Here is a 22,489-nt window from a genome sequence, read left to right as displayed (position 1 = left end):
GAAATACCTTTATGACCAAGCTTTTTGAACCGACACAGGTTGGCGATATCGCCGTCAAGAACCGCATCGTCATGGCGCCGCTGACGCGCAACCGCTCGCCGGGTGCCGTTCCGAACGACCTGAATGTCGAATACTACCGCCAGCGCGCCACCGCCGGCCTGATCATCACCGAAGCAACCCCGATCACCCATCAGGGCCAGGGCTATGCCGACGTGCCCGGCCTCTACACCAAGGAAGCGCTCGAAGGCTGGAAGCGCGTCACCGATGCCGTTCACGCTGAAGGCGGCAAGATCGCCGTGCAGATGTGGCATGTCGGCCGTATCTCGCACACCACGCTGCAACCAAATGGCGGGAAGCCGGTTTCCTCCACAAACCGCGCCGCCAAGGGCAAGACCTATCTCGTCAATGCCGACGGCACCGGTTCCTTCGCCGAGACCTCCGAGCCCCGCGCGCTCGAAACCTCTGAAATCCCCGGCATCATCGAGGATTACCGCAAGGCCGCCCGCGCAGCCATCGATGCCGGCTTCGACGGCGTCGAAATCCATGGCGCCAATGGCTACCTGCTCGACCAGTTCATGCGCGACGGCATCAACGACCGCACCGACCAGTATGGCGGCTCGATCGAGAACCGGACCAAGCTGACCTTCGAAGTGGTCGATGCCGTGACCAGGGAAATCGGCGCCGGCCGCACGGCGATCCGCCTGTCGCCGGTCACGCCGTCCAACGACAGCTACGATTCCAACCCGCAGGCGCTGTTCACCCATGTGGTCGAAGGCCTGGCGAAGTATGACCTTGCCTATATCCACATCGTCGAGGGCCAGACCGGCGGCGAGCGCGACTACAAGCAGGGCGACAACCCGTCCTTCGACTACAAGGCGCTGTGCCAGGCCTATGAAAAGGCCGGCGGCAAGGCCGACTGGATGGTCAACAACGGCTACGACCGCGCAACGGCCATCGACGCCGTCGACAGCGGCCGCGCCGACCTCGTCGCCTTCGGCAAGCCTTTCATCGCCAACCCCGATCTGGTGAAGCGCCTGGAAAAGAACCTGCCGCTGAACGCCCCGGATCAGGCCACCTTCTATGGCGGCGGCCAGAAGGGCTACATCGACTATCCGCTGGCCGATAAGGTAGCGTAAGCCTGCCAAACGACAGTTGGAGATCCCGCCCTCGTGGCGGGATTTCTTTTTTGGACCCGCCTCCACGTTTCCCTCATTCCTGTGCTCGTCACAGGAATCCAGTGCCGCGCGTCTGCACGGCGGGAGACTGCCTGAGGCGGTCATTCACGGCGCAGACGCGCCGTGGCTGGATTTCTGTGACGAGCACAGAAATGAGGGCGTGCGGGAGCCGAAACTCTTCAAACGCACGTCCCGGCCCACTACCTTCACCCACATGTTCGAACCTTACCTTTCCCACTGGGCGCTCACCCCGGACGGCTCGCCGATCACCACCCATTCCAGCAATCTCCTGCCCGTCATCTGGCGCGGCAAACCGGCGATGCTGAAGATGTCCGACGACGAGGCCGAGCGCGCTGGCGGGGCGGTGCTCGACTGGTGGGATGGCGACGGCGCGGCCAAAGTCTATGCGCATGACGCGCATGCCGTTCTTATGGAGCGCTCACTCAGCACCCACTCGCTGCTAACCATGGCTCACGATGGATTGGACGACGAGGCAACGCGGATCATCTGCCGCACCGCCAACAGGCTGCATGCGCCGCAGTCAAAGCCCCTGCCCGCGTTGATCCCGCTGGAGCGATGGTTCCGCGACCTTGCACCCGTCGCCGCCCGCCATGGCGGCACGTTCGCCGATTGCGACCGGACTGCCCGCGCATTGCTGGCAACACCGCAGGGCGAAGCAGTCCTCCACGGCGATATCCATCACAGCAACATTCTGGATTTCGGCGATGACGGCTGGCTCGCCATCGACCCGAAAGGTCTTTACGGCGAACGCGGCTTCGATTTCGCAAACACCTTCGCCAACGAGGATCTGGAGATCATTACCACACCCGGCCGGCTGCAGCGCCAGTTGCCCATCGTCGCCGAAGAGACAGGCATCGATCCACGCCGCCTGCTGCAATGGATCGCCGCCTATTCCGGTCTTTCCGCCGCCTGGTTCCTGGGCGACGGCTCGACGGAGAGCGCCGAGCTGCAGCTCACCATCGCCCGCATTGCTATCGCCGAACTCGGCTAGCGCAGCACCGCCGCACGGCTATCGCTGAGCAATCCCGCCGGCTTCGGCAGGCAGCCGAGCGCCATCAATGAGGCCCGCACAGCGTCGTCAACAGGCGTCTGCGGCTCACGCCCAAGCTCTGCGACAAGCTTCTCGTTCGACATCCGGATCGGCTCTTTCCAGAGATAGCGCATCTCCTTCACCTCCCGCATCACGGTGACGAAGGGCGCCGCAAGCGGCACGATCCACCACGGAAAGGCGCCGATCTTCGCCCGCCCGTCGGAGACGCGGCGGATCGCCTCGGCCATCTGCCTGCCGTCACGGTCCCAGAAACCGTCCATGTGATAGACGGCGAAATCAGGCAGCGAGGATGCCCGTTCGATAAGCTCGGCCATCGTTTCGGCGACATCCGGAAGATAGGCCCATTGATGGCCGATGCCTTTGGGCGACGGGTTCTTCAGGGTCTTTACCGGCTTTCCGGGCGCGACGATCTGCGAAAACCAGCTGTTGCCGGTCGCACCCGGCCCGAAGAAATCGCCGGCACGGACGATGATGACGCCGGTCCCCGCATCCGCCGCACGCTTCAGCCGCCTCTCCATCTCGGCACGGATCGCGCCCTTGCGGGTGACGGGGTTTTGCGGGCTATCTTCCCGCAGGATGGGAAAGGCGTCCGGGCCGAAATTATAGACCGTTCCCGGCAGCACGATCCGCGCGCCAACTGCCCGCGCCGCGGCGATCGTATTGCCGAGCATCGGCAGCACCAGCTTTTCCCAATCGCGATAGCCTGGCGGATTGACGCCGTGGACGATGACGCTGGCGCCATCGGCGGCGGCGGCAACATCAGCAGCATTCATCGCATCGCCCTGTACCCACTCGAATGCCGGCTGGCTTCTGGAAGCCTTCGCGGCGTCGCGATTAAGCGCCCGAATATGCCATCCGCGTCCAGCGAGGTTCCGCGCCACCGAGCCACCGATGCCGCCTGTCGCACCAAGCACGAGCGCAATCTTCCGATCTTCAGTCATATCGATCTCCTTTGATGGAGATGATTGTCCCGCAGATGACAAATAAACGAAATTGACGAAATAAATGCATCATCTATACATAAATTTATGATCGAAGAGCCGAGCTGGGATTTCTACCGCACCTTTCTGACCGTGCTCCGCCACGGATCGCTCTCGGCCGCCGCCCGCGAACTCGGCCTGACACAGCCGACCGTCGGCCGCCATATCGACGCGCTGGAGCAGGCTGTCGGCACGCAGCTGTTTACCCGCTCGCAGAGCGGATTGCTGCCGACCGAGGCCGCCCGCGCATTGGCGCCCTTCGCTGAAACCATGGCGTCAAGTTCGTCGGCGCTATTGCGGGCCGCATCAGGTCACCGCGACCGGATCGAGGGAACGGTGCGCATCAGCGCCAGCGAGGTGATTGCCGTCGAAGTGCTCCCGCCGATCCTTGCATCCCTGCAGGACCGCCACCCGGCGCTCGAGATCGAGCTGTCCGCATCGGATGACGTCGAGGACCTGCTGAACCGCGAGGCCGACATTGCTGTGAGGATGATGGAGCCGCAGCAGGATGCCCTTGTCGTCCGGCGCATCGGCGACATCCCGATTGCCTGCTACGCTCACCGCGCCTATCTGGCGCGCCACGGAACACCGGAAACGCTTGAGGATATCGGCAATCACCGGCTGATCGGCTTCGACCGGCAAACGGCCTATGTGCGGACGATGGTGCAGCGCTTTCCGGCCGCCGGCGGCATCGCCTTTGCGTTCCGCACCGATAGCTACCTGGCGCAACTCGCCGCCATCAGAAGCGGCTGCGGCATCGGCATGTGCCAGACCGGTCTCGGTGACGCCGACCCGAACCTCGTGCGCGTCCTTCCTGGCATCATGGACATGCATATCGGCACCTGGGTGGCGATGCACGAGAACCTGAAGACCTCGCCGCGCTGCCGCGCCGCCTTCGATGCCCTGGTCGAAGGGTTGAAGATCTATCTGGACAATTGCGTGAGCACGCGCGCCTGACGGCGCACGATCGAAAGACGGATTTCCGGCGCCTCAGGCGCCGGGAGAGGCTTCCGCCCCGCGGCGGCCGGCAAGAAGGCCATCCACCACTTCGGTTTCCGGACGGTCGCCGCCCTCGGCATATTCCTCGTGCCACTTGCCCTTGTCGTCCTGCCAGCTGATCTCGGCGGAATCGCCGCCGACCTGCTGTTCGGCAGCAACGATACGGGCCGCTTCGAGCGCCTCGGCATGCGACGGAAAGGCCTCGGAATAGACGCCACCGAGCCTGTAGGCCCAGCCTCCGTCATGCGGGACAACCTCATAAACCACCTTGACCATGCACCTCTCCTTTTTCTCGTGGGCGCGGCGAAGAACTTCCGGGAGTGATCCGGCCGGTCGCGGCGGCAAAAGAAGACGAGGGCACGCCGCGATTGTGTCCGGCAAACCGATGAGGCAGTATTCCATTAAATCCGCATTAGCGCAAATTGCGCCCTCGAAGCACCATCTTGATTAAAGAAATCATCGACTTAGATTGATCGCATGAATCAAATCCGGAGCCAGGCGTGACACTGATTTCACGATTGCGGGACGAGAAATTTCTCATTGTCGCGTTCCTTGCCGCCATCGCCGGCTACGGGCTCGAACATAGCGTCATGGCGATGGGCCGCGGTGCGGCGCTGATCGCCGCAGCAGCCCTTGTCGGCACCATCGTGCTCGCCTCGATCAGGGTGGCGCACCATGCCGAAATCCTCGCCGTCAAGGTAGGCGACCCCTATGGCACGATGATCCTGACGCTATCGGCGGTGCTAGTCGAAGTCATCATCCTCGCCATCATGATGTCCGGCGAAAGCTCGCCGACGCTGGTGCGCGACACGATCTATTCGGCGCTGATGCTGGATATCAACGGCATTCTCGGCCTTGCCGCCCTGCTCGGCGGCTTGAAGCATGGCGAGCAGCCCTATAACGACAACTCGGGCAAGACCTATGGCGTGATGATCCTGACGGCCATCGGCATCTCGATGATCGTCCCGGAATTCGTGCCGGAAGCCAAATGGCACTATTACTCGGCCTTCACCATCGTCGCGATGATCGCCCTCTATGGCCTCTTCCTGCGCATGCAGGTCGGCCAGCACAGCTATTTCTTCAGCTACAGCTATCCCCGCGTCGAGCGGAAAGCCGGATCAACCGACGAGCATAACAGCGACGAACCGGCCTCCGCCTCGATCATCACCATCCTGGTCGGCGTCGTCATCATCGGCGGTCTTGCCGAATTCATGTCCGCCTTCATGACCGAGGGCCTGCGCGACACCGGCGCCCCGGTCGCCCTGACCGCCATCGTCGTCGCCGCCATCTCCGCCGCGCCTGAAATCCTCACTGCCCTTCGGGCGGCGCTGAAAAACCGCATGCAGGCAACCGTCAACATCGCGATGGGCGCCTCGCTCTCGACGGTGATCCTGACCGTTCCCGTGATGGAAGCCATCGCGCTCTACACCGGCCAACCCTTCGTCATGGCGATGACGCCCGTCCAGACCGTAATGGTCGCCATCACCCTGATCGCCGCCGCCATCAACCTCAACGACGGCGAAACCAACGCCATCGAAGGCATGACGCATTTCATCCTGTTCGCAACATTTCTGATGCTGACGGCGCTGGGGCTGTGATTGTCAGAGGCGAGCGGCAGCCGACTAAAAGGATCGCGGGTATTCAGCTCTGGTTCGGCCGGTGTAGCGCGCGAGCGATATCGCAAAAGCGCCTGTCAGTCTTCGGCGCGGTCAAGCAATCTGATTGCTGCTTCTCGCAACTGCCCGAGGTTATTGGCAACGACGGTCCAAACGATGTCATCGGCGATGCGATGATATTCATGCCTGAGAACATTGCCGATACCCCGGATCTGCTTCCAGGGGATATCGGGCTCCGAGGCGATGAGCTCGTCGGGCAAATGGCGGCTCGCTTCCGAGATGATTTCCAACGCCCGCTGGATCGCGAGCAATCGTCGAGAGATTTGCCTGACGTCGCTGCCAGCACACCGTCGATGGTCTCGATAATCTCGGTGATGACTGGCTTGAGCTTTCTCGGCATCAAAAGACCCGTATAGCGCTTTGCTCGATGTCCGCCTTAAGCATCGGATGCAGGCTGTCGCGTGTCGTCAAGTCTACTTCGACATTCAGCTCGTCTTCGAGAAACTGCTTAATGGCGACGAGATCAATCAGGGAAAAATGCGAACCGCTATCGTAGTCGATGAAGATATCGAGGTCGCTATTGCTGCCGAGTTCATCGCGTGCGGCGGAGCCGAAAAGATAAAGACCCGCCGCGCCCATGCCGCGTACGGCATCGGAATATTCCTGCAGACTTTCGAGCACGTCTTTTCGATCCATGAGCAAAAACTATCACATCACCGGATCGATCTCCACAGGCGCTCGCCCAAACAAAAAAGCCCGCCGTCTCCGGCGGGCTTCTGTCATTCCGATTGTTGACGTCACTTACCGGCAAGCAGCGCAGAAGCGCTGAATACGGCGGCAAGCTTCTTCCAGCAGGTCTTCCGAGGTCGCGTAGGAGATACGGAAGTTCGGGCCGAGGCCGAAGGCCGAGCCGTGGACGACGGCGACGCCTTCGGATTCCAGCAGTTCGGTGACGAAGTCTTCGTCGTTCTGGATGACCTTGCCCGAGGGCGCAGTCTTGCCGATCAGACCCTTGCAGGACGGGTAGACGTAGAAGGCGCCTTCCGGAACCGGGCAGGAAATGCCCTTGGCCTGGTTCAGCATCGAGACGACCAGATCGCGGCGTCCCTCGAAGATCTTCTTGTTGGCCGGGATGAAGTCCTGCGGGCCGTTCAACGCCTCAACGGCTGCCCACTGGGCGATCGAGGTCGTGCCCGAGGTCTGCTGGCCCTGGATCATGTCCATCGCCTTGATCAGCTGCAGCGGGCCGGCGGCGTAGCCGATGCGCCAGCCGGTCATGGCATAGGCCTTGGAGACGCCGTTCATGGTCAGCGTGCGGTCGTATAGCTTCGGCTCGACTTCGACAGGCGTCGCGAACTTGAAGTCGCCGTAAGTCAGGTGCTCGTACATGTCGTCGGTCAGAACCCAGACATGCGGATGCTTGACGAGAACGTCGGTCAGCGCCTTCAGCTCGTCATGCGTATAGGCCGCGCCCGACGGGTTGGACGGCGAGTTGAACATGAACCACTTGGTCTTAGGCGTGATCGCCTTTTCGAGGTCAGCTGCCTGGAGCTTGAAGTTGTTCTCCTGGGTCGTCGCGACGAAGACAGGCGTGCCGCCGCAGAGTGCCACGATCTCAGGATAGGAAACCCAGTAAGGCGTCGGGATGACGACTTCGTCGCCGGCATTCAGCGTCGCCATGAAGGCGTTGAAGAGAATGTGCTTGCCGCCGGTGCCGACGATCGTCTGCTCCCAGGTGTAGTCGAGATTGTTCTCGCGCTTGAACTTCGCGGCAATCGCCTTGCGCAGTTCCGGGATACCGGAGATCGGCGTGTACTTCGTCTCGCCGCGCTTGATCGCGTCGATCGCCGCGTCCTTGATATTATCAGGCGTATCGAAATCCGGTTCACCAGCGCCGAGCCCGATCACGTCGCGTCCTTTGGCTTTCAGCTCGCGCGCTTTCTGAGCGACGGCGATGGTGGCTGAAGGCTTCACACGGGAAAGAGCATCGGCAAGAAAGGCCATGATATCGGTCCTATACGGTTGAAACGGGCAGAAGACCGGGACCGGAGTTCTGCGCTAAGGTCTATGTCCAATGTGCGCAGGCATTTCAAGCGCAAAGGCGCGATGACGCCGATGATTCTTATTGATCGATTGCCGCACCCTGAGAGATCGTTTGTGACGCCCGGTTGAATCAGTTTGCGAGGATCTTGAATCAATCTCTGAGGCCATCGGGATTTACCCCTTAAAATCAGAAACTTCCCCGTTTCGGGCCTTTGCCGCAAATAAGCCGCAACAAATGCCGCGGCATGCCGCAATTCCGTCGTCAGCCCGCCGGGATCGGAGCCTCAATCTTGCACATCCGAAGTTGGTTATTGAGGGTATGCCAATGTTTCTGGAAGACGAGTTTGCGACGGAGCGGCTCCGCGTCCGCCGTGTGGCCATTTCATTCCTGATTGCGTTCACCACATTTTTTGCATCGATCATGATGACGGCAGGGCTGGTGTCCGTTGCCCGCGCCGAAGAGGCCGCTGCACCGAAGGCCACGCAGCTGGCCGGTCTCGTTCGCCCGAACGATGTCAACAGCGGCTCGCTGCTCTTCCCGTCGAAGGACCCGGGCTTCTTCATCGAGGCGCCGCGGCTGAAGACCGATGTCGAGATGGACGTCTCTGGCCCGGTCGCCCGCGTCAAGGTCACCCAGCGTTTCCAGAATCCCAGCAAGGGATGGGTCGAAGGCACCTATGTCTTCCCGCTGCCGGAAAATTCTGCCGTCGACGAATTGAAGATGCAGATCGGCGATCACTTCATCGAGGGCCAGATCAAGCCGCGCCAGGAAGCCCGCGAAATCTACGAGCAGGCGAAAGCCGAGGGCAAGAAAGCCGCCCTGCTGGAGCAGCAGCGCCCTAACATCTTCACCAACCAGGTCGCCAATATCGGCCCCGGCGAAACGATCGTCGTGCAGATCGAGTATCAGCAGGCCGTCCACCAGTCCGGCGGCGAATTCTCGCTCCGCTTCCCGATGGTCGTCGCCCCCCGCTACAATCCGGCTCCCGTCGTCCAGACCGTCGAGTTCAACAATGGCGCTGGCTTCGCTGTGCCGACCGACCCGGTTCCGAACCGCGACAAGATCGAGGCACCGGTGCTCGATCCGCGCGAGAATGCCAAGATCAATCCTGTCGCGCTGACCGTGAACCTGAAAGCCGGCTTCCCGCTCGGCGACGTCAAGTCCGCCTTCCACGATGTCGATATCAAACAGGACGGCGACCAGAACAGCGTGATCAGCCTGAAGGGCGAGTCCGTTCCCGCCGACAAGGATTTCGAGCTCACCTGGAAGGCAGCACCGGGCAAGACGCCGAGCGCCGGCCTGTTCCGCGAAGTGCTGGATGGCAAGACCTATCTGCTTGCCTTCGTCACCCCGCCCGCAACGCCGGATGCATCGGCTGCACCTTTGAAGCGCGAAGTCATCTTCGTCATCGACAATTCCGGCTCGATGTCCGGCGAGTCGATCGCTCAGGCGAAGGAAAGCCTGGCGCTGGCGATCTCCAAGCTTGGTGCCGACGACCGTTTCAACGTCATCCGCTTCGATGACACGATGACCGATTATTTCGGCGGCCTCGTCGGCGCCACGCCCGACAATCGCGAGAAGGCGATCGCCTATGTGCGCGGCCTCACGGCCGACGGCGGCACCGAGATGCTGCCGGCGCTCGAAGACGCGTTGCGCAATCAGGGTTCGGTCGCCAATGGCGCGCTCCGCCAGGTCGTCTTCCTCACGGATGGCGCGATCGGCAACGAGCAGCAGCTGTTCATGGAGATCACCAACAACCGCAGCGATGCGCGTGTCTTCACGGTCGGCATCGGCTCAGCGCCGAACTCCTACTTCATGACCAAGGCCGCCGAGCTTGGCCGCGGCACCTTCACCCATATCGGCTCCACCGATCAGGTCGCCACCCGCATGGGCGAGCTCTTCGCCAAGCTGCAGAACCCGGCGATGACGGATATCGCCGCCACCTTCGAAGGCACGCAGGCAAGCGACATCACCCCGAACCCGATGCCAGACCTCTATGCCGGTGAGCCGGTTGTCCTCACCGCCGAACTCCCGAATGACAAGCCCGCAGGTAAGCTGCAGATCACCGGCAAGACCGGCGCCCAGCCCTGGCGCGTCGAGATGGACATCGCCAATGCGGCCGATGGCAAGGGCCTCTCCAAGCTCTGGGCCCGCCGCAAGATCGATGATCTCGAAGCCCGCGCCTATGAGCGGCAGGATCCGGCCGCACTCGATAAGGATGTAGAGACGATCGCCATGGCGCATCATCTCGTCTCCCGCGTCACCAGCCTCGTTGCCATCGACGTCACGCCATCGCGCCCTGACGGCCAGCCGGTTACCTCGACCAAGCTGCCGCTGAACCTGCCCGATGGCTGGGATTTCGATAAGGTGATGGGCGAACCCGCAGCCCCTGCCCCATCAGGCAGCGCACCGGATCACGCCATGGCCAAGCCGCAGACGGAGTTCGCCGCCCTCGCCAACCAGATGGCCGCCGCTCCGACCCCGGCAGCCGCCAACCTGATCGCTCAGCGTTCCGCCTCGGTAAAACTGCCGCAGACGGCAACGCTGGCCGACCAGCAGATCATGCAGGGCCTGACCATGCTGTTGGCAGCACTCGCCGCGGCCGGTGGCTTTGCCATCTGGCGCCGCCGCCTGCGCGGCCTCGTCATCCCGGGAGGCCGCTGATGGCGAATATGCGGAGAGGCAGCTGGAACGAGGAAACGGGCGAATTCGCGCCCCTTCCGAGCTATCTGGAAATGATGATGGCGAATGCCGCCGCCACCGCATTTGACGTCGAGCAGCCGCGCAGGGGCTTTTTCTCCCGGCTCTCGCCGATGGAAAAGATCGTCGCCTTCGGCATTCTCGGCCTTGGCCTTTATGGTGTCGCACTGGTGAGCAGCGGCTTCTATCTGAAGGGCAAGGCGGAGCTTTCGCAGGTCCTCCTGAAGCGTGCCTTCGCCGCCGAACTGCGTGGCGAAGATGCCAAGCCATGGCCCTGGGCCGATTTCACCACCGAAGCCGAAGTCAGCGCTCCGCGTCTCGGCAAGACGGCGATCGTGCTGTCGGGCGCATCGGGCGAAGCGCTGGCCTTCGGCCCGGCCTGGCTCAGCAACACGCCGCGGCCGGGCGACGAGGGCACGTCGGTGATCGCCGCCCACAGGGACACCCACTTCCGCTGGCTGAAGGATGTAAAACCCGGCGACGACATCGAGATCAAGCGCCGCGACGGCACCGTGCTGACCTTCAAGACCACCGACGCCCGTGTCGCCCGCTGGGATGAGAGCGGCATCGATGCGGCGGCAAACGGCCGCCATCTGGTGCTGACCACCTGCTGGCCCTTCGATGCCACCGAGCGCGGACCGATGCGCTACATCGTCGAGGCCGACCTGGTCGATACGATCCAGACCGGCACCGTTCAACCCGGCAACACAAAGCCGTTATCCGGCACCTAGCGAGGTTGAAGCGATCGCCCCCGCGCGCCACCTAACCGGCTGGATGATAAAACGGGGAGATTATCAACATGCTCAAGGGATTGCGCATCGCTTTGACGGCAGGTGCCGCATTTGCAGTGGCAGGCGCTGCATATGCAGCCGACACGGTGCAGACCAAGGACGTCGCGGTCAGCGTCGAGACGCTGACAACGGAGCTTGATCATCCCTGGGCTGTCGAGGTGATGCCGGATGGCGCCTATCTCGTCACCGAACGTCCCGGCAATATCAGGATCATCCGCGACGGCAAGGTCTCCGAACCGCTTGCCGGTGTGCCCGAGGTCAGCGCCCGCGGCCAGGGCGGCCTGATGGATGTCGCCCTCGCACCGGACTTTGCCCAAAGCCGCATCCTCTATTTCACCGCCGCCATCGCCAATGCCAGGGGATCAGGCACCGAGGCTTTCTCCGCCAGGCTTTCAGCCGACGAAACCGGGATCCAAGACGTCAAGCCGATCTTCACCATGGCGAAATTCACCGGCGGCAACATCCAGTATGGCTCGCGCATCGCCATCGCCGGGGACGGCAGCCTGTTTATCAGCGTCGGCGACCGCGGCAGCCGCGACCGTTCGCAGGACTTCAAGGATGACGCCGGCTCGATCGTCCATGTGAACGCCGATGGCAGCATTCCTGCGGATAATCCTTTCCGCGACGGCGCCAAGGCACGGCCCGAAATCTGGTCGAAGGGCCATCGTAACCCGCAGGGCATCACCTTCGATGCCGCCGACGACAAGCTCTACACCGTCGAGCACGGCGCCCGCGGCGGCGACGAGATCAATCTCATCGCGCCGGCCAAGAATTACGGCTGGCCCGTCATCACCTATGGCGTCGATTATTCGGGCGCCAAGATCGGCGAAGGCACGAACAAGGAAGGACTGGAACAGCCCCTCCACTATTGGGATCCATCCATTGCCCCCGGCGCCATCGCCGTCTATCGCGGCAAGATGTTTCCCGAATGGGATGGCGACATGCTGGTCGCCGCACTGAAATTCCAGCTGCTGTCGCGCATGCAGCGCGATGGCAGCGGCAAGTTCGTTGGCGAGGAGCGCATGTTCGAAGGCAAATACGGCCGCATCCGCGATATCACCGTCGCACCGGATGGAGCATTGCTGATGGTGACGGACGAGAGCGACGGCGCCTTGCTGCGCGTCTCGCGCGCTGCAAACCAGGACGGCTAAGCGCCCCTGAGCTCCCTGCGGACGACGAATTTCAAGCCCGACCATATCTCGTCGATGGCACAGACTTTCACATCGACGAGACCGGTCGGCAGCAGCACCTCGCGCAGCACGTCTTCAGCGATATCGGTCGGCAGCTTCGATGCCTTCTTCGGCCATGATATCCAGATCACCCCGTCAGGCTGCACCAGCTGCCGCAATCGCGGCGCCAATGCTTCCAGCGCTGCACGCCGGGTCTCGAAGATATGGATGTAGTCGAAGCGCGCCTCCTTCTCAGGCGCTACCAGTTCGACCCGGCTGAAATGCGCGAAATCGGCAAGCGCTGGGACGCTTTGAGGCACGCCGATCAGCAGCGCTGCCTGCCCTGCCTTCAGCCCCAGCTTCTTTTCGAGCGGCGTTCCCGAATAGCCGGCGCTCATCGGCTTAGCCGTGCCGGCTGATGGCAAAACGTCCTGCCGTTATGCTCTGTCATGCGATCACCCTTGAGACCAACCTCTCCGTTTATTCCGGCTTGCTGAAACAAAAGGCAACTGCTAACCACGGTTTCATCACTCTCCCCGCATCGAGGAATGCCATGACTCGCGTCCAAGCGAACCTGTTGTTGTTGCTTGCGGCCGCCATCTGGGGCGGCGGGTTTGTCGCGCAATCGACGGCGATGGAAGCCATCGGCCCGTTCTGGTTCATTGGCCTGCGTTTCGCAGTCGCCACCGCCGCCGTCCTGCCCTTCGTCTTTCTGGAAAGCCGCAAGGCGAAGGTGAAAACCAGCAAGCGGCACCTCGGCATCTATCTCGCGATCGGACTGGCCCTCTTCGGCGGCGCCTCGACCCAGCAGATCGGCTTGCAGACCACATCGGTCACCAACTCGAGCTTCATCACCGGCCTCTACGTGGTCTTCGTCCCGGTCATCGCGGTTCTCTTCCTGCGCCGCCCGCCGCACTGGATCATCTGGCCGGCAGCGGCCATGGCGATCGCCGGCATCTTTCTTCTATCGGGCGGCCATCTCTCGGCACTCACGGTCGGAGACGGATTGACGGTCATCTGCGCCGGCTTCTGGGCCATCCAGATCACCCTTGCGGGCATCACCGTCAAGGAGACCGGCCGGCCGCTGGCGCTCTCGGCATCGCAGTTTGCCGTCACCGCGGTCTGCGCCCTCGTCGTCGCCGCTATCGTCGAGCCGATCAGCATGGACGCCATCCGCGGCGCGGCACCCGAGATCCTCTATGTCGGTATCTTCTCGTCCGGCGTCGCCTTCGTGCTGCAGGTCATCGGTCAGCGCTACACGACGCCGTCTCAAGCGGCGATCTTCCTGTCTTCGGAGGCGCTGTTCGGCTCGTCGCTGGCCGCCCTCATCCTCGGCGAAACCATTCCGCCTGTCGGCTATATCGGATGTGCGCTGATGTTTACCGCTATGCTTGTGGTCGAAATCGTCCCGGAATTGACCCGCCGCACCCAGCCTGCCTGAAACCGCATCCAGCACGCACGCCCGGCCTGATTCGAAATTTTTTTTCGAATGCTCCGATAACCCGCTAGCGTTGTGTTTTTGGGAAAATCTCCTCACAAAATATATTGCAGACGATACAAAACGTTAATCATGCGCGCGCGGGGAGCGATTTTTTGCGTTTTGGCGCAAATAGGATACCCGGCGGGACTGCGCCCCGGACAACACGTTAAAAAACTTTTGCTTGCCAATTCTCAATAATCGCAGCAATCTCGGGGCGTTCGGGCATTTTGCGAGCATGGGAAGTCCTTAAGAAAGTGCGCGCCGGAAACGCTAATATTCCGGTCAGCCAGTCTCAATAAGATGGGGAATAATCCCACCACGAGACAGGCCGAGGTAGAGGGGACCTTTTTCTCGAAATTCAAGAACTGCCTGCCAACGCTCCGGAAGGGGCTTAATTGATGCTGCCCGTGTGGATGGCGGGCAGAGAGAAAAGGACCTGACGCATGGCCGAGACTGGGACTGTGAAATTCTTCAATACTGACAAGGGCTTCGGCTTCATCAAGCCGGACAGGGGTGGCGCGGACATCTTCGTTCACATCTCTGCCGTTCAGGCTTCCGGCCTGGCCGGTCTGACGGAAAATCAGAAGGTAAGCTTCGACACGGAGCCGGACCGCCGCGGCAAGGGACCGAAGGCCGTCAATCTTCAGATTTCCGGCTAAATCCCGAAACAACGCGATCTATTCGAGTGGAAGCCCGGCAGAGATGCCGGGTTTTGTTATTCAGCATCCGTTCAGATAGCCGCCACTATCGTCTCATCCTAACGGCGCAGGAACCCGCTGCCGCTTTGAAGAGTTTATAGACAGCACTTCTCGCTGTCTTGGAAAGTAGGACAAGGTCATGAACAAGATCGCAAAGACACTTATTCTGACGGCTGCGGCCGCCGCTCTCAGCCTTTCCGCTGTCAGCGAAGCCTCCGCCGACAGCTGGCGCCGTCACCACAACAACGACGCCCTCGTCGGCGGTGCTGTGGGCCTCGCAACCGGCCTGATCGTTGGCTCGGCAATCGCCAACTCCAACCAGCCGCGCTATTATTACGACGAGCCGCGCTATGCCGAACCGGTCTACGAGCCGGAATATGACGCGCCGGTCTATCGTGCGCCGCCGCCGCGCTACTACCAGCCGGTCCGCGCTGGCCTTGAGCCCTGGACGCCGCAGTGGCAGCGTTATTGCTCGTACCGTTACCGCAGCTTCGACCCGGGCACCGGCACCTTCATCGGCAACGATGGCCGCGAGCATTTCTGCACCGCCGGCTGAGTTCGCAAGCTGTAGCGAATAACGAAGCGCCGCTAATCGAGCGGCGCTTTTGTTTTGTCAGATGCCCTGCAGAAATGGATTGCTGCGCCGCTCGTCGCCGATCCGGCTCCCTGGCCCGTGACCGCAGATGAAGCCGACGTCATCACCCAGTGGCAGCACCTTCTCGCGAATGGACTGAAGCAGCTGTTCGTGATCGCCGCCCGGAAGATCGGTGCGTCCGATCGAGCCGTTGAACAGCACGTCACCGAGATGGGCGAAGTTTTGCGCACGGTTGAAATAGATGACATGCCCGGGCGCATGGCCCGGCGTGTGATAAACCTCGAATTCGTGGTTGCCGAAGGACACCTTGCCGCCATCTTCAAGCCAGCGATCAGGCTCGACATTCTTCAGCCCCGTTATGCCGTATTTCTGCTGCTGCGTTTCGATCCGCTGCAGCAGCGGCAGGTCATCCTTGTGGGGACCGACGATATCGATACCGAGCGCCGCCTTCAGATCCTTTGCCCCGCCGGCATGGTCGAGATGGCCGTGCGTCAGCCAGATTTCCTTGATCTTGAAGCCGTTCTCCTTGATCACCTCCAGGATCGCCGGAACGTCGCCGCCCGGATCGACGATCACGCCCTCCTTGGTATCGGGGTCGAAAAGAACCGTGCAGTTCTGCTGGAAGGGTGTCACCGGAATAATGCCGGCCTGGAGCATGCCCATGTGTGCCTCTATTGTTTCAGGCCCTAGCTATAGCCGGAAAGCCGTCGGTTGAAAGCAGCTTTTGCCCAAGCCTCACGCGGCCGCGACAGGTCGTAACAACAGTTTACAGCGCAAAAGCAGGTTAAAAATTCCGAGATAATTACATAACATCAATAATTTATGGAAATATCGCTCGAAGGTGGAATTAATAGACTGGCCGGTTTTGGAACCGGAAAGTGAACGGTGCGTTTCCAGCCCAGCAAAAAGGAGAAATGGAAATGACCATGACGAGAAACCTTTTCCTGGCAGGCGCCGTGCTTGCCGCAAGCGCTGGCTTTGCCAATGCGGAAATGGCCGCCACGGCCATCAACGATCTCAACGTCCGCGCCGGCCCCGGCCCTCAATATCCATCTGTGGGCATCGCGACCCGGGGCTCTTCCGCCTATCTCGATGGCTGTATCGAGGGTAGCCGTTGGTGCCGCGTCGATGTGAACGGTGTTCGCGGCTGGGTCTATGCCGATTATCTGCAGGTCGAGCGCGAAGGCACGCCTGTCGTCGTACAGCAGAACCAGACAACGCTTGGCGTGCCCGTCGTTACCTATGAAAGCACATCGAGCGTGGTTGCCACAGATCCGCAGCCTGTTGATCCGCAGCCCGGTGACGAACTGATTGGTCCGGTCGGATCGGTCGAGGAAGTCACGCCTCCGGAGATGGTCCGCACCTATATCGACACCAATCCCGGTCAGACTGTCGAGCTTGGCGGTCAGGTGGTCGTCGGTGCCGAAGTGCCCGATGACGTGACCTTCCAGGAAATTCCGGACTATCAGTACCGCTATACGCGGATCAACGACCGGCCCGTCCTGGTTGATCCCGGCACGCGCCGCATCGTCTACGTCTATCAGTAAGACCGGCCGGACGTTCCGCAATGAAACAGAAAAGGCGGCCGCCTGGCCGCCTTTTTGCATTTCTGTGGACAAGTTACTCCGTAAAGGTTGCCGCAGGCGTGAACAGGAGAGTGCAGCCGCAGTTTATCCTCCGGCGCGCGCATGCCATCCCTTGTTGATTGTTGTCCCATTTGCGTTTTATCGACTGACGCCGCCGGGAAAATATGCCTTGTATTGGGAAGCGGAGATCGGCCGGCTTTGAAAAAGGCGGGTCGAGGCCGATACTCTGCAAAGTCCGGGGGAACTGTCGGCAGCGTAGATTTGCATCGGATAATGCTGAGCCGTTGTCTGCGCGTATTTCCCGGAACGCATTGGATGAGAAAGGAAATGACGTGCCGGCAAGACAGACAGGCCCGAAAGCAGGCAAGCCTGAACCGTTGGCCACGCCGATGGAAAACACCGGCATCATCGACTTCGAGATCATCGAGCTGTTCTTCTTCGCCTACCGCGATTTCGTCTCCGATCCGGACGCGATCCTCGAAACCAGCGGCTTCGGACGGGCGCATCACCGGGTGGTACACTTTGTTAACCGTGAACCCGGCATGACCGTTGCCGATCTTCTGGATACATTGAAGATTACCAAGCAGAGCCTCGCTCGAGTGCTCAAACAGCTGATCGATTCTGGATACATCAGGCAAGTCGCAGGCCCGGAAGACCGGCGCCAGCGCAAACTCTATCCGACAAAGACGGGGCGCGAACTGGCGCTTGCTCTGGCGGAGCCGCAATCGCGCCGCATTGAGAGGGCATTCGACAATGCTTCTCTTGAGACGCGCGAGAGCGTGAAGGCATTTCTGAGGGGCATGCGGGACAGGCAAACATCGAAAGCGGACTGAATGACGGGAAAGACAATCATTTCAGATGATGCAGCGCATTTGCTTGTCGTCGACGACGACACACGCATCCGGGCGCTGCTGAACCGTTACCTGACCGAGAACGGCTTCAGGGTAACCGTGGCGGCAGATGGCGCCGAGGCGCAGCGCAAGCTTGCCGGCCTCGACTTCGACCTGATCATCATGGACGTGATGATGCCGGGAGAGTCGGGCATCGACGTCACCCGCGGATTGCGGGCGATCAAGAACGTTCCGATCATCATGCTGACAGCGCTGGCAGAGTCGGACAATCGCATCGCCGGGCTTGAGGCCGGCGCCGACGATTATCTGTCGAAACCTTTCGATCCGCGCGAGCTGGTGCTGCGCGTCAACAATATTCTTCGCCGCAACGCATCGGATGCGCCGAAGATCGAGCAGATCATGTTCGGCCCCTACACCTTCTCGCTGACTCGCAAGGAGCTGAAGAAGGCGGCGGAAGTCATCCGCCTGACCGATCGCGAACAGGAAATCATGCTGCTCTTCGCCAAGCGCGCCGGCGACACCATTCCGCGCCACGAGCTGATCGGCGATGATGTCGAGGTTGGAGAACGAACCATCGACGTCCAGATCAACCGTCTGCGCCGCAAGATCGAGGACGATCCGGCGAACCCTGTCTGGCTGCAGACGGTTCGTGGTATAGGATACAGGCTGAGTATCGATTGAAGCTCCGGACGTCAGGATCGCAATTGAGATGGTGACTTTCGAAAGCCTGCGGCGCGAAGAGCGCTTGCCCGCCACCGGCTGGAAGTGGTTCGCGCGCTTTCTGCGCCGCCGCCTCCCCACGGGCATCTACGTCCGCTCGTTGCTGATCATCATCATGCCGATGCTGCTCTTGCAGTCGGTGGTCGCCGCCGTATTCATGGAACGCCACTGGCAGATGGTGACACAGCGCCTGTCGATGGCCGTCACCCAGGATATCGCCGCGATCATCCAGATCATCGATACCTATCCGCAGGACGCCGACTATACCGCAATCACGCGGATCGCCCGCGAGCAGATGAAGCTGCAGATTTCGGTCGAGCCTGATGGCGACCTGCCCCCGCCGCGCGAAAAACCGTTCTTCTCGATCCTTGACGGCATCCTGTCCGATGAGCTCACCGACCAGATCAAACGGCCCTTTTGGCTCGATACGCTCGGCGATTCCAATCTCGTCGAAATCCGCATCAAGCTGGACGGCAAGATCCTGCGGGTTCTGACCAAGCGCAATCAGACCTACGCCTCGAACACTCACATCTTCATCGTCTGGATGGTCGGCGCCTCCCTGGTGCTGATCGGCGTCTCCATCCTCTTCCTGCGCGGCCAGATTCGGCCGATCCAGGCGTTGGCCGCCGCCGCGGAAAGCTTCGGCAAGGGCCAGAAGGCCGAGAACTTCTATCCGCGCGGCGCCGACGAGGTCCGCCGCGCCGGCCTCGCCTTCATCCTGATGCGCGAGCGCATAGAGCGGCAGATGGAGCAGCGCACCGCAATGCTGACGGGCGTCAGCCACGACCTGCGCACCATCCTCACCCGGTTCAAGCTGCAGCTGGCGCTCGCTGGCAACAATCCCGACCTGCAGGGCATGGCCGACGACGTCAACGACATGCAGTCGATGCTCGAGGCCTATATGGCTTTCGCCCGCACGGAGGTGGAGGAAGATGTCGGCGAGCTGAAGCTCAGCGAGATCATGGAACGGATCGAGGCCGACTTCTCGCTCCACGAAAAGGCCCTCACCTATTCCATCGAAGGCGACGATGAGATTTCCGTCCGTCCCAACGCCTTCACCCGGCTGGTCATGAACCTCGCCTCGAATGCACGCCGCTACGCCAGCTCCTTGAATATCGAGGCCAAGCACAGCGCCAAGTGGCTGACACTGACCTTCGACGACGACGGCCCCGGCATACCCGAGAAGAACCGCGAAGACGTCTTCAAGCCGTTCTTCCGTCTCGACGAAGCCCGCAACCTCGACGATTCAGGCACCGGCCTCGGCCTCTCCATCGCCCGCGACATCGCCCGCAGTCACGGCGGCAACGTGACGCTCGGTGACAGCCCGTTGGGTGGCCTGCGCGCCATCATCCGCGTTCCCGCGTGAGTGCCCCACAATGACCGCTTTCAACCAGATGACCTGGCTCAACTCACCTGTTTCAGCGGATGTCCGCGACGGCGCGCTGCAGGTGCGCTCCGGCGAGAAGACAGATTTCTGGCAAGGCACCTATTACGGCTTCCACCGCGACGACGGGCATTTCCTGCATCAGCTACACAAGGGCGATTTCACCGCCGAGGTGAGTTTCTCCGGCCGCTACGAGGCGCTCTATGACCAGGCAGGCCTGATGATCCGCGCCGATGAGAAGCGCTGGATGAAATGCGGGATCGAATATACCGACGGCGCGATGCATTTCAGCACCGTCGTCACCAACACTCATTCCGACTGGTCCGCCTTCCGCATCGACCACGCCTTCGACGTCATGTCCGTCCGCGTCACCCGCAACGGCGACGCGCTGTTCATTCAGTACCGCACGGATGTCATGACCGAATGGCGCATGGCGCGCCTCGCCTGGTTCGACCCATCGATAGAGGACTTGCAGGTCGGTCCCGCGTTCTGCTCACCGCAACGCGCCGGCTTCGAGGCGACGTTCCATTCCTTCGCGCTGACCGACCCGGTCTCGCGCGATATCCACTGATTACATCAGCTTCTTGCCGTTTGGCACCGGCTTGTCCGTTGCCGCGAGCACGATCGCGCCTGCTTCGTCTTCGAAACCCAGCGTCAGCACTTCCGAGCGGAACGGGCCAATCTGGCGTGGCGGGAAGTTGACGACGCCGAGCACCTGGCGGCCGACGAGGTTGTCGAGATCGTAGTGCACGGTGATCTGTGCCGAGGATTTCTTGACGCCGATCTCGGGGCCGAAATCGATCAGCAGCTTGATCGCCGGCTTGCGCGCCTCGGGAAATGGCGAGGCTTCGATGACGGTGCCGACGCGGATGTCGACGCGCTCGAAATCGGCATAGGTGATCTCGTCAGCCATATTGGGTCAGCCTGCCAGTTCTTGCGCACGCGTGCGCGCCGCCTCGAGAGCTTCGTCGAACAGCGGCTGCATTCCCTCCTCCGCCATCAGCACGGCAAGAGCCGCGGCAGTGGTGCCGCCGGGAGACGTAACATTCTGGCGAAGTTTGGAAGCGTCGTCGGGGGACTGGTGGAGAAGTTCACCAGCCCCCGCGACCGTTTCCCGTGCAAGACGCATGGCCAGGTCCGCCTGCAGGCCAAGTTTACGGCCTGCCTCAGCCATGCACTCGACGAGATAAAACACGTAAGCAGGGCCGCTGCCCGACAAGGCCGTAACGGAATCGATGTCGGACTCGGCCGGAACCCACTCAACTGGACCGGATACGCGAAGAAGAGAATGAACGCGGTCGCGCTGATCGGCGCTGACCTTGGAATTGGCAAATGCGCCGGTCACGCCGCGCCCGACCATGGCTGGCGTATTCGGCATGGCGCGAACCATGGCCGCTTCGCCAAGATGCTTTTCGAGGAAGCCGAGCGTCTTTCCCGCCGCGACCGAAACCACGACCGTGTTCGGCCCGACCGTCTTCTTCACTGGCGGCAGAACCGCTTCCATCACCTGCGGCTTGACCGCGATGAACAGGACGCCGGCCTTCAGACCATCCGGAGCCGCCGTCACATGCGTGGCACCGGCATCGGAGATCGTCTTCATCATCGCCGGCGACGGACCGGGATCGACGACGACCACAGAGGAACCGGGTACGCCGTTCTTCAGCCAGCCGGAGAGCATCGCGCCCCCCATATTGCCGGCGCCAATGAGAACGATGGGATCAGAAGACAGGGTGGACATGAGGAATTACGCTTCGCCGACAGTTTCGAACAGAACGGCTTCCATCGCTTTGGCGGCATCAAGGCCGGACCAGATGACGAACTGGAATGCCTGATAATAGACTTCGCAGGTATCGAGCGCGCTGGAAAGCAGCACTTCGACCTGACGGTTGGTGGGCTCGGCGCCACCTGCCAGCAGCAGCGACTGACGGAAGATCACGACGTCTTCCTGGCGCCACAGGTCGAAATGGCCCATCAGCACCTGACCGTTGATCGCCGCGAGCAGCTTGGTGACCTCGTTGACCCGATTTTCCGGCACCTTGATATCGAAGGCGCAGCCGAGATGCAGGGCTTCGAACTCCTCCATCCAGGAAAAGGAGATGTGGTAATCGGCCCACTTCCCCTCGACCGTCATCGCGATCTCGTCCTCGCCTGACCGTTCAAATGCCCAGTCATTATTGGCGGCGACGTACTCGATCATATCGACCGGGTTCGACTGACGCTCGAATTCCAATTCCATCAGGCTCATGCAGCACCTTCTTGACCGGGAATGAATGCGACTGACTTGGGTCTACAAAACACAAGCAAAGCACACGCAAATACCGGAACACCATTTCGATGACCCTTGAACCGCAACCCAGACTTAACGCAGGAAACCTGCCTGGAGCTTACCGCCGTCCGGTTCGAATCATCATTTAAAATCAGTGTATAATCAGACCGGCGACAAGCCAGCCCCCGACCGGGCTATTTCCCGAAAGGTACTGTGGACAGCTTCTCGAAATCAGATTCAGGAGGGGGAGATAAGCGACTCTGCCCATTGGCTTTTTTGGCAGTGTCCACAGGTGGATAAACCCACCCGATTTTCTGTCTGAGATGCGGCGTGTCGCAAAAGCGCCACACCACATCTTGTAGC

Annotated in this window: 25 protein-coding genes; 15 read left to right on the top strand and 10 right to left on the bottom strand. The window is 61.3% G+C overall.

The genetic code is table 11. The annotated features are described in order from the left end of the window. The first annotated feature begins 11 nt into the window (after positions 1-11). Together J2X43_RS12790 and J2X43_RS12785 are read left to right on the top strand one after the other, a co-directional pair. Positions 12-1,136: an alkene reductase gene (locus J2X43_RS12790; RefSeq protein ID WP_310294432.1), complete on the top strand. Its 1,125-nt coding sequence runs from the start codon at positions 12-14 to the stop codon at positions 1,134-1,136. A 253-nt stretch (positions 1,137-1,389) separates the two neighbouring features. Continuing rightward, complete coding sequence (locus J2X43_RS12785) at positions 1,390-2,187, top strand: aminoglycoside phosphotransferase family protein (RefSeq protein WP_310294912.1); 798 nt, start codon at positions 1,390-1,392, stop codon at positions 2,185-2,187. Here J2X43_RS12785 and J2X43_RS12780 read toward each other — a convergent pair. After that, on the bottom strand, positions 2,184-3,188 hold the full coding sequence (locus tag J2X43_RS12780) for an NAD(P)H-binding protein (RefSeq protein WP_310294430.1): 1,005 nt from the start codon (positions 3,186-3,188) through the stop codon (positions 2,184-2,186). The genes J2X43_RS12785 and J2X43_RS12780 overlap by 4 nt on opposite strands. Positions 3,189-3,275: 87 nt before the next feature. Between J2X43_RS12780 and J2X43_RS12775 the strand changes: the two genes are divergently transcribed. Continuing rightward, positions 3,276-4,184: a LysR family transcriptional regulator gene (locus J2X43_RS12775; protein WP_112537842.1), complete on the top strand. Its 909-nt coding sequence runs from the start codon at positions 3,276-3,278 to the stop codon at positions 4,182-4,184. 33 nt (positions 4,185-4,217) lie between these two features. Here the strand turns inward: J2X43_RS12775 and J2X43_RS12770 are convergent, their stop codons facing one another. Beyond that, the gene (locus J2X43_RS12770; RefSeq protein ID WP_112537843.1) at positions 4,218-4,502 is read right to left on the bottom strand and encodes a DUF2188 domain-containing protein; all 285 of its coding nucleotides are present in this window, start codon (positions 4,500-4,502) and stop codon (positions 4,218-4,220) included. 224 nt (positions 4,503-4,726) lie between these two features. Here J2X43_RS12770 and J2X43_RS12765 point away from each other — a divergent pair, with 224 nt between their 5' ends. Then, the gene (locus J2X43_RS12765) at positions 4,727-5,824 is read left to right on the top strand and encodes a calcium:proton antiporter (protein ID WP_310294427.1); all 1,098 of its coding nucleotides are present in this window, start codon (positions 4,727-4,729) and stop codon (positions 5,822-5,824) included. A 95-nt stretch (positions 5,825-5,919) separates the two neighbouring features. Here J2X43_RS12765 and J2X43_RS12760 read toward each other — a convergent pair whose 3' ends face one another. The 3 genes from J2X43_RS12760 to J2X43_RS12750 form a co-directional block, all read right to left on the bottom strand. Then, the gene (locus tag J2X43_RS12760; protein ID WP_405049593.1) at positions 5,920-6,132 is read right to left on the bottom strand and encodes a DUF86 domain-containing protein; all 213 of its coding nucleotides are present in this window, start codon (positions 6,130-6,132) and stop codon (positions 5,920-5,922) included. 109 nt (positions 6,133-6,241) lie between these two features. Beyond that, on the bottom strand, positions 6,242-6,538 hold the full coding sequence (locus tag J2X43_RS12755) for a nucleotidyltransferase domain-containing protein (protein ID WP_310294424.1): 297 nt from the start codon (positions 6,536-6,538) through the stop codon (positions 6,242-6,244). 105 nt (positions 6,539-6,643) lie between these two features. Continuing rightward, positions 6,644-7,846: a pyridoxal phosphate-dependent aminotransferase gene (locus J2X43_RS12750; RefSeq protein WP_310294422.1), complete on the bottom strand. Its 1,203-nt coding sequence runs from the start codon at positions 7,844-7,846 to the stop codon at positions 6,644-6,646. Positions 7,847-8,210: 364 nt separating this feature from the next. On the opposite strand from J2X43_RS12750, the gene J2X43_RS12745 reads away from it, so the two are divergent. The 3 genes from J2X43_RS12745 to J2X43_RS12735 all read left to right on the top strand — a co-directional run bounded on the left by J2X43_RS12745 (position 8,211) and on the right by J2X43_RS12735 (position 12,528). Continuing rightward, positions 8,211-10,550 carry a marine proteobacterial sortase target protein gene (locus J2X43_RS12745; RefSeq protein ID WP_310294420.1) on the top strand — a complete coding sequence of 780 codons (2,340 nt, stop codon included), beginning with the start codon at positions 8,211-8,213 and terminating at the stop codon, positions 10,548-10,550. After that, on the top strand, positions 10,550-11,317 hold the full coding sequence (locus J2X43_RS12740; RefSeq protein ID WP_310294418.1) for a class GN sortase: 768 nt from the start codon (positions 10,550-10,552) through the stop codon (positions 11,315-11,317). Before J2X43_RS12745 ends, J2X43_RS12740 begins: the two co-directional genes overlap by 1 nt. Positions 11,318-11,385: 68 nt before the next feature. Further along, on the top strand, positions 11,386-12,528 hold the full coding sequence (locus J2X43_RS12735; protein WP_310294416.1) for a PQQ-dependent sugar dehydrogenase: 1,143 nt from the start codon (positions 11,386-11,388) through the stop codon (positions 12,526-12,528). On the opposite strand, the gene J2X43_RS12730 is transcribed toward J2X43_RS12735, so the two are convergent. Further along, positions 12,525-12,944 (bottom strand): DUF3052 domain-containing protein, encoded by a 420-nt coding sequence (locus tag J2X43_RS12730; RefSeq protein WP_112386287.1) that lies wholly within the window; start codon positions 12,942-12,944, stop codon positions 12,525-12,527. The two genes, J2X43_RS12735 and J2X43_RS12730, sit on opposite strands and share 4 nt — an antisense overlap. A 155-nt stretch (positions 12,945-13,099) precedes the next feature. Here J2X43_RS12730 and J2X43_RS12725 point away from each other — a divergent pair, with 155 nt between their 5' ends. The 3 genes from J2X43_RS12725 (at position 13,100) to J2X43_RS12715 (ending at position 15,280) form a co-directional block, all read left to right on the top strand. After that, positions 13,100-13,987: a DMT family transporter gene (locus J2X43_RS12725; protein WP_310294414.1), complete on the top strand. Its 888-nt coding sequence runs from the start codon at positions 13,100-13,102 to the stop codon at positions 13,985-13,987. A 482-nt stretch (positions 13,988-14,469) separates the two neighbouring features. Continuing rightward, the gene (locus J2X43_RS12720; protein ID WP_003581120.1) at positions 14,470-14,685 is read left to right on the top strand and encodes a cold-shock protein; all 216 of its coding nucleotides are present in this window, start codon (positions 14,470-14,472) and stop codon (positions 14,683-14,685) included. 178 nt (positions 14,686-14,863) lie between these two features. Further along, on the top strand, positions 14,864-15,280 hold the full coding sequence (locus tag J2X43_RS12715; RefSeq protein WP_112386286.1) for a BA14K family protein: 417 nt from the start codon (positions 14,864-14,866) through the stop codon (positions 15,278-15,280). Positions 15,281-15,337: 57 nt separating this feature from the next. Here the strand turns inward: J2X43_RS12715 and J2X43_RS12710 are convergent, their stop codons facing one another. Continuing rightward, positions 15,338-15,982, bottom strand: coding sequence for an MBL fold metallo-hydrolase (locus tag J2X43_RS12710; RefSeq protein ID WP_310294410.1), 645 nt, complete (start codon positions 15,980-15,982; stop codon positions 15,338-15,340). A gap of 257 nt (positions 15,983-16,239) precedes the next feature. On the opposite strand from J2X43_RS12710, the gene J2X43_RS12705 reads away from it, so the two are divergent. The 5 genes from J2X43_RS12705 (at position 16,240) to J2X43_RS12685 (ending at position 20,431) form a co-directional block, all read left to right on the top strand. Further along, complete coding sequence (locus J2X43_RS12705; protein WP_112516100.1) at positions 16,240-16,866, top strand: DUF1236 domain-containing protein; 627 nt, start codon at positions 16,240-16,242, stop codon at positions 16,864-16,866. Between the two features lie 428 nt (positions 16,867-17,294). After that, a complete protein-coding gene (locus J2X43_RS12700; RefSeq protein ID WP_112386341.1) occupies positions 17,295-17,738 on the top strand; it encodes a MarR family winged helix-turn-helix transcriptional regulator in 444 nt (147 codons plus the stop codon). Beyond that, positions 17,739-18,437: a response regulator gene (locus J2X43_RS12695; protein ID WP_112386284.1), complete on the top strand. Its 699-nt coding sequence runs from the start codon at positions 17,739-17,741 to the stop codon at positions 18,435-18,437. 28 nt (positions 18,438-18,465) lie between these two features. After that, on the top strand, positions 18,466-19,842 hold the full coding sequence (locus J2X43_RS12690; protein ID WP_310294408.1) for an ATP-binding protein: 1,377 nt from the start codon (positions 18,466-18,468) through the stop codon (positions 19,840-19,842). A gap of 10 nt (positions 19,843-19,852) precedes the next feature. After that, positions 19,853-20,431, top strand: a complete 579-nt coding sequence (locus J2X43_RS12685) for a DUF1349 domain-containing protein (RefSeq protein ID WP_310294406.1) — start codon at positions 19,853-19,855, stop codon at positions 20,429-20,431. Here J2X43_RS12685 and J2X43_RS12680 read toward each other — a convergent pair whose 3' ends face one another. From J2X43_RS12680 to J2X43_RS12670, 3 genes are read right to left on the bottom strand one after another with little or no spacing between them, the layout of a single operon-like run. Then, on the bottom strand, positions 20,432-20,773 hold the full coding sequence (locus J2X43_RS12680; RefSeq protein WP_112537855.1) for a tRNA-binding protein: 342 nt from the start codon (positions 20,771-20,773) through the stop codon (positions 20,432-20,434). 6 nt (positions 20,774-20,779) lie between these two features. Further along, a complete protein-coding gene (proC, locus tag J2X43_RS12675) occupies positions 20,780-21,598 on the bottom strand; it encodes a pyrroline-5-carboxylate reductase (RefSeq protein ID WP_310294403.1) in 819 nt (272 codons plus the stop codon). A gap of 6 nt (positions 21,599-21,604) precedes the next feature. Beyond that, the gene (locus J2X43_RS12670; protein WP_310294402.1) at positions 21,605-22,105 is read right to left on the bottom strand and encodes a YbjN domain-containing protein; all 501 of its coding nucleotides are present in this window, start codon (positions 22,103-22,105) and stop codon (positions 21,605-21,607) included. Positions 22,106-22,489 lie beyond the last annotated feature (384 nt).

This window comes from Rhizobium sp. BE258 (genome assembly GCF_031457345.1).
Taxonomy (GTDB): Bacteria; Pseudomonadota; Alphaproteobacteria; order Rhizobiales; family Rhizobiaceae; genus Rhizobium.
The sequence above is the reverse complement of the archived record's forward strand: the minus strand, read 5'-3'. Positions and strand labels throughout refer to the sequence as shown.

Bases quoted from the DNA above. Each gene is read 5' to 3' on its own strand.
- J2X43_RS12790 (WP_310294432.1), top strand. From the start codon at position 12: ATGACCAAGCTTTTTGAACCGACACAGGTTGGCGATATCGCCGTCAAG.
- J2X43_RS12785 (WP_310294912.1), top strand. From the start codon at position 1,390: ATGTTCGAACCTTACCTTTCCCACTGGGCGCTCACCCCGGACGGCTCG.
- J2X43_RS12780 (WP_310294430.1), bottom strand. From the start codon at position 3,188: ATGACTGAAGATCGGAAGATTGCGCTCGTGCTTGGTGCGACAGGCGGC.
- J2X43_RS12775 (WP_112537842.1), top strand. From the start codon at position 3,276: ATGATCGAAGAGCCGAGCTGGGATTTCTACCGCACCTTTCTGACCGTG.
- J2X43_RS12770 (WP_112537843.1), bottom strand. From the start codon at position 4,502: ATGGTCAAGGTGGTTTATGAGGTTGTCCCGCATGACGGAGGCTGGGCC.
- J2X43_RS12755 (WP_310294424.1), bottom strand. From the start codon at position 6,538: ATGGATCGAAAAGACGTGCTCGAAAGTCTGCAGGAATATTCCGATGCC.
- J2X43_RS12750 (WP_310294422.1), bottom strand. From the start codon at position 7,846: ATGGCCTTTCTTGCCGATGCTCTTTCCCGTGTGAAGCCTTCAGCCACC.
- J2X43_RS12745 (WP_310294420.1), top strand. From the start codon at position 8,211: ATGTTTCTGGAAGACGAGTTTGCGACGGAGCGGCTCCGCGTCCGCCGT.
- J2X43_RS12740 (WP_310294418.1), top strand. From the start codon at position 10,550: ATGGCGAATATGCGGAGAGGCAGCTGGAACGAGGAAACGGGCGAATTC.
- J2X43_RS12735 (WP_310294416.1), top strand. From the start codon at position 11,386: ATGCTCAAGGGATTGCGCATCGCTTTGACGGCAGGTGCCGCATTTGCA.
- J2X43_RS12730 (WP_112386287.1), bottom strand. From the start codon at position 12,944: ATGAGCGCCGGCTATTCGGGAACGCCGCTCGAAAAGAAGCTGGGGCTG.
- J2X43_RS12725 (WP_310294414.1), top strand. From the start codon at position 13,100: ATGACTCGCGTCCAAGCGAACCTGTTGTTGTTGCTTGCGGCCGCCATC.
- J2X43_RS12720 (WP_003581120.1), top strand. From the start codon at position 14,470: ATGGCCGAGACTGGGACTGTGAAATTCTTCAATACTGACAAGGGCTTC.
- J2X43_RS12715 (WP_112386286.1), top strand. From the start codon at position 14,864: ATGAACAAGATCGCAAAGACACTTATTCTGACGGCTGCGGCCGCCGCT.
- J2X43_RS12710 (WP_310294410.1), bottom strand. From the start codon at position 15,982: ATGGGCATGCTCCAGGCCGGCATTATTCCGGTGACACCCTTCCAGCAG.
- J2X43_RS12705 (WP_112516100.1), top strand. From the start codon at position 16,240: ATGACCATGACGAGAAACCTTTTCCTGGCAGGCGCCGTGCTTGCCGCA.
- J2X43_RS12700 (WP_112386341.1), top strand. From the start codon at position 17,295: ATGGAAAACACCGGCATCATCGACTTCGAGATCATCGAGCTGTTCTTC.
- J2X43_RS12695 (WP_112386284.1), top strand. From the start codon at position 17,739: ATGACGGGAAAGACAATCATTTCAGATGATGCAGCGCATTTGCTTGTC.
- J2X43_RS12690 (WP_310294408.1), top strand. From the start codon at position 18,466: ATGGTGACTTTCGAAAGCCTGCGGCGCGAAGAGCGCTTGCCCGCCACC.
- J2X43_RS12685 (WP_310294406.1), top strand. From the start codon at position 19,853: ATGACCGCTTTCAACCAGATGACCTGGCTCAACTCACCTGTTTCAGCG.
- J2X43_RS12680 (WP_112537855.1), bottom strand. From the start codon at position 20,773: ATGGCTGACGAGATCACCTATGCCGATTTCGAGCGCGTCGACATCCGC.
- proC (WP_310294403.1), bottom strand. From the start codon at position 21,598: ATGTCCACCCTGTCTTCTGATCCCATCGTTCTCATTGGCGCCGGCAAT.
- J2X43_RS12670 (WP_310294402.1), bottom strand. From the start codon at position 22,105: ATGAGCCTGATGGAATTGGAATTCGAGCGTCAGTCGAACCCGGTCGAT.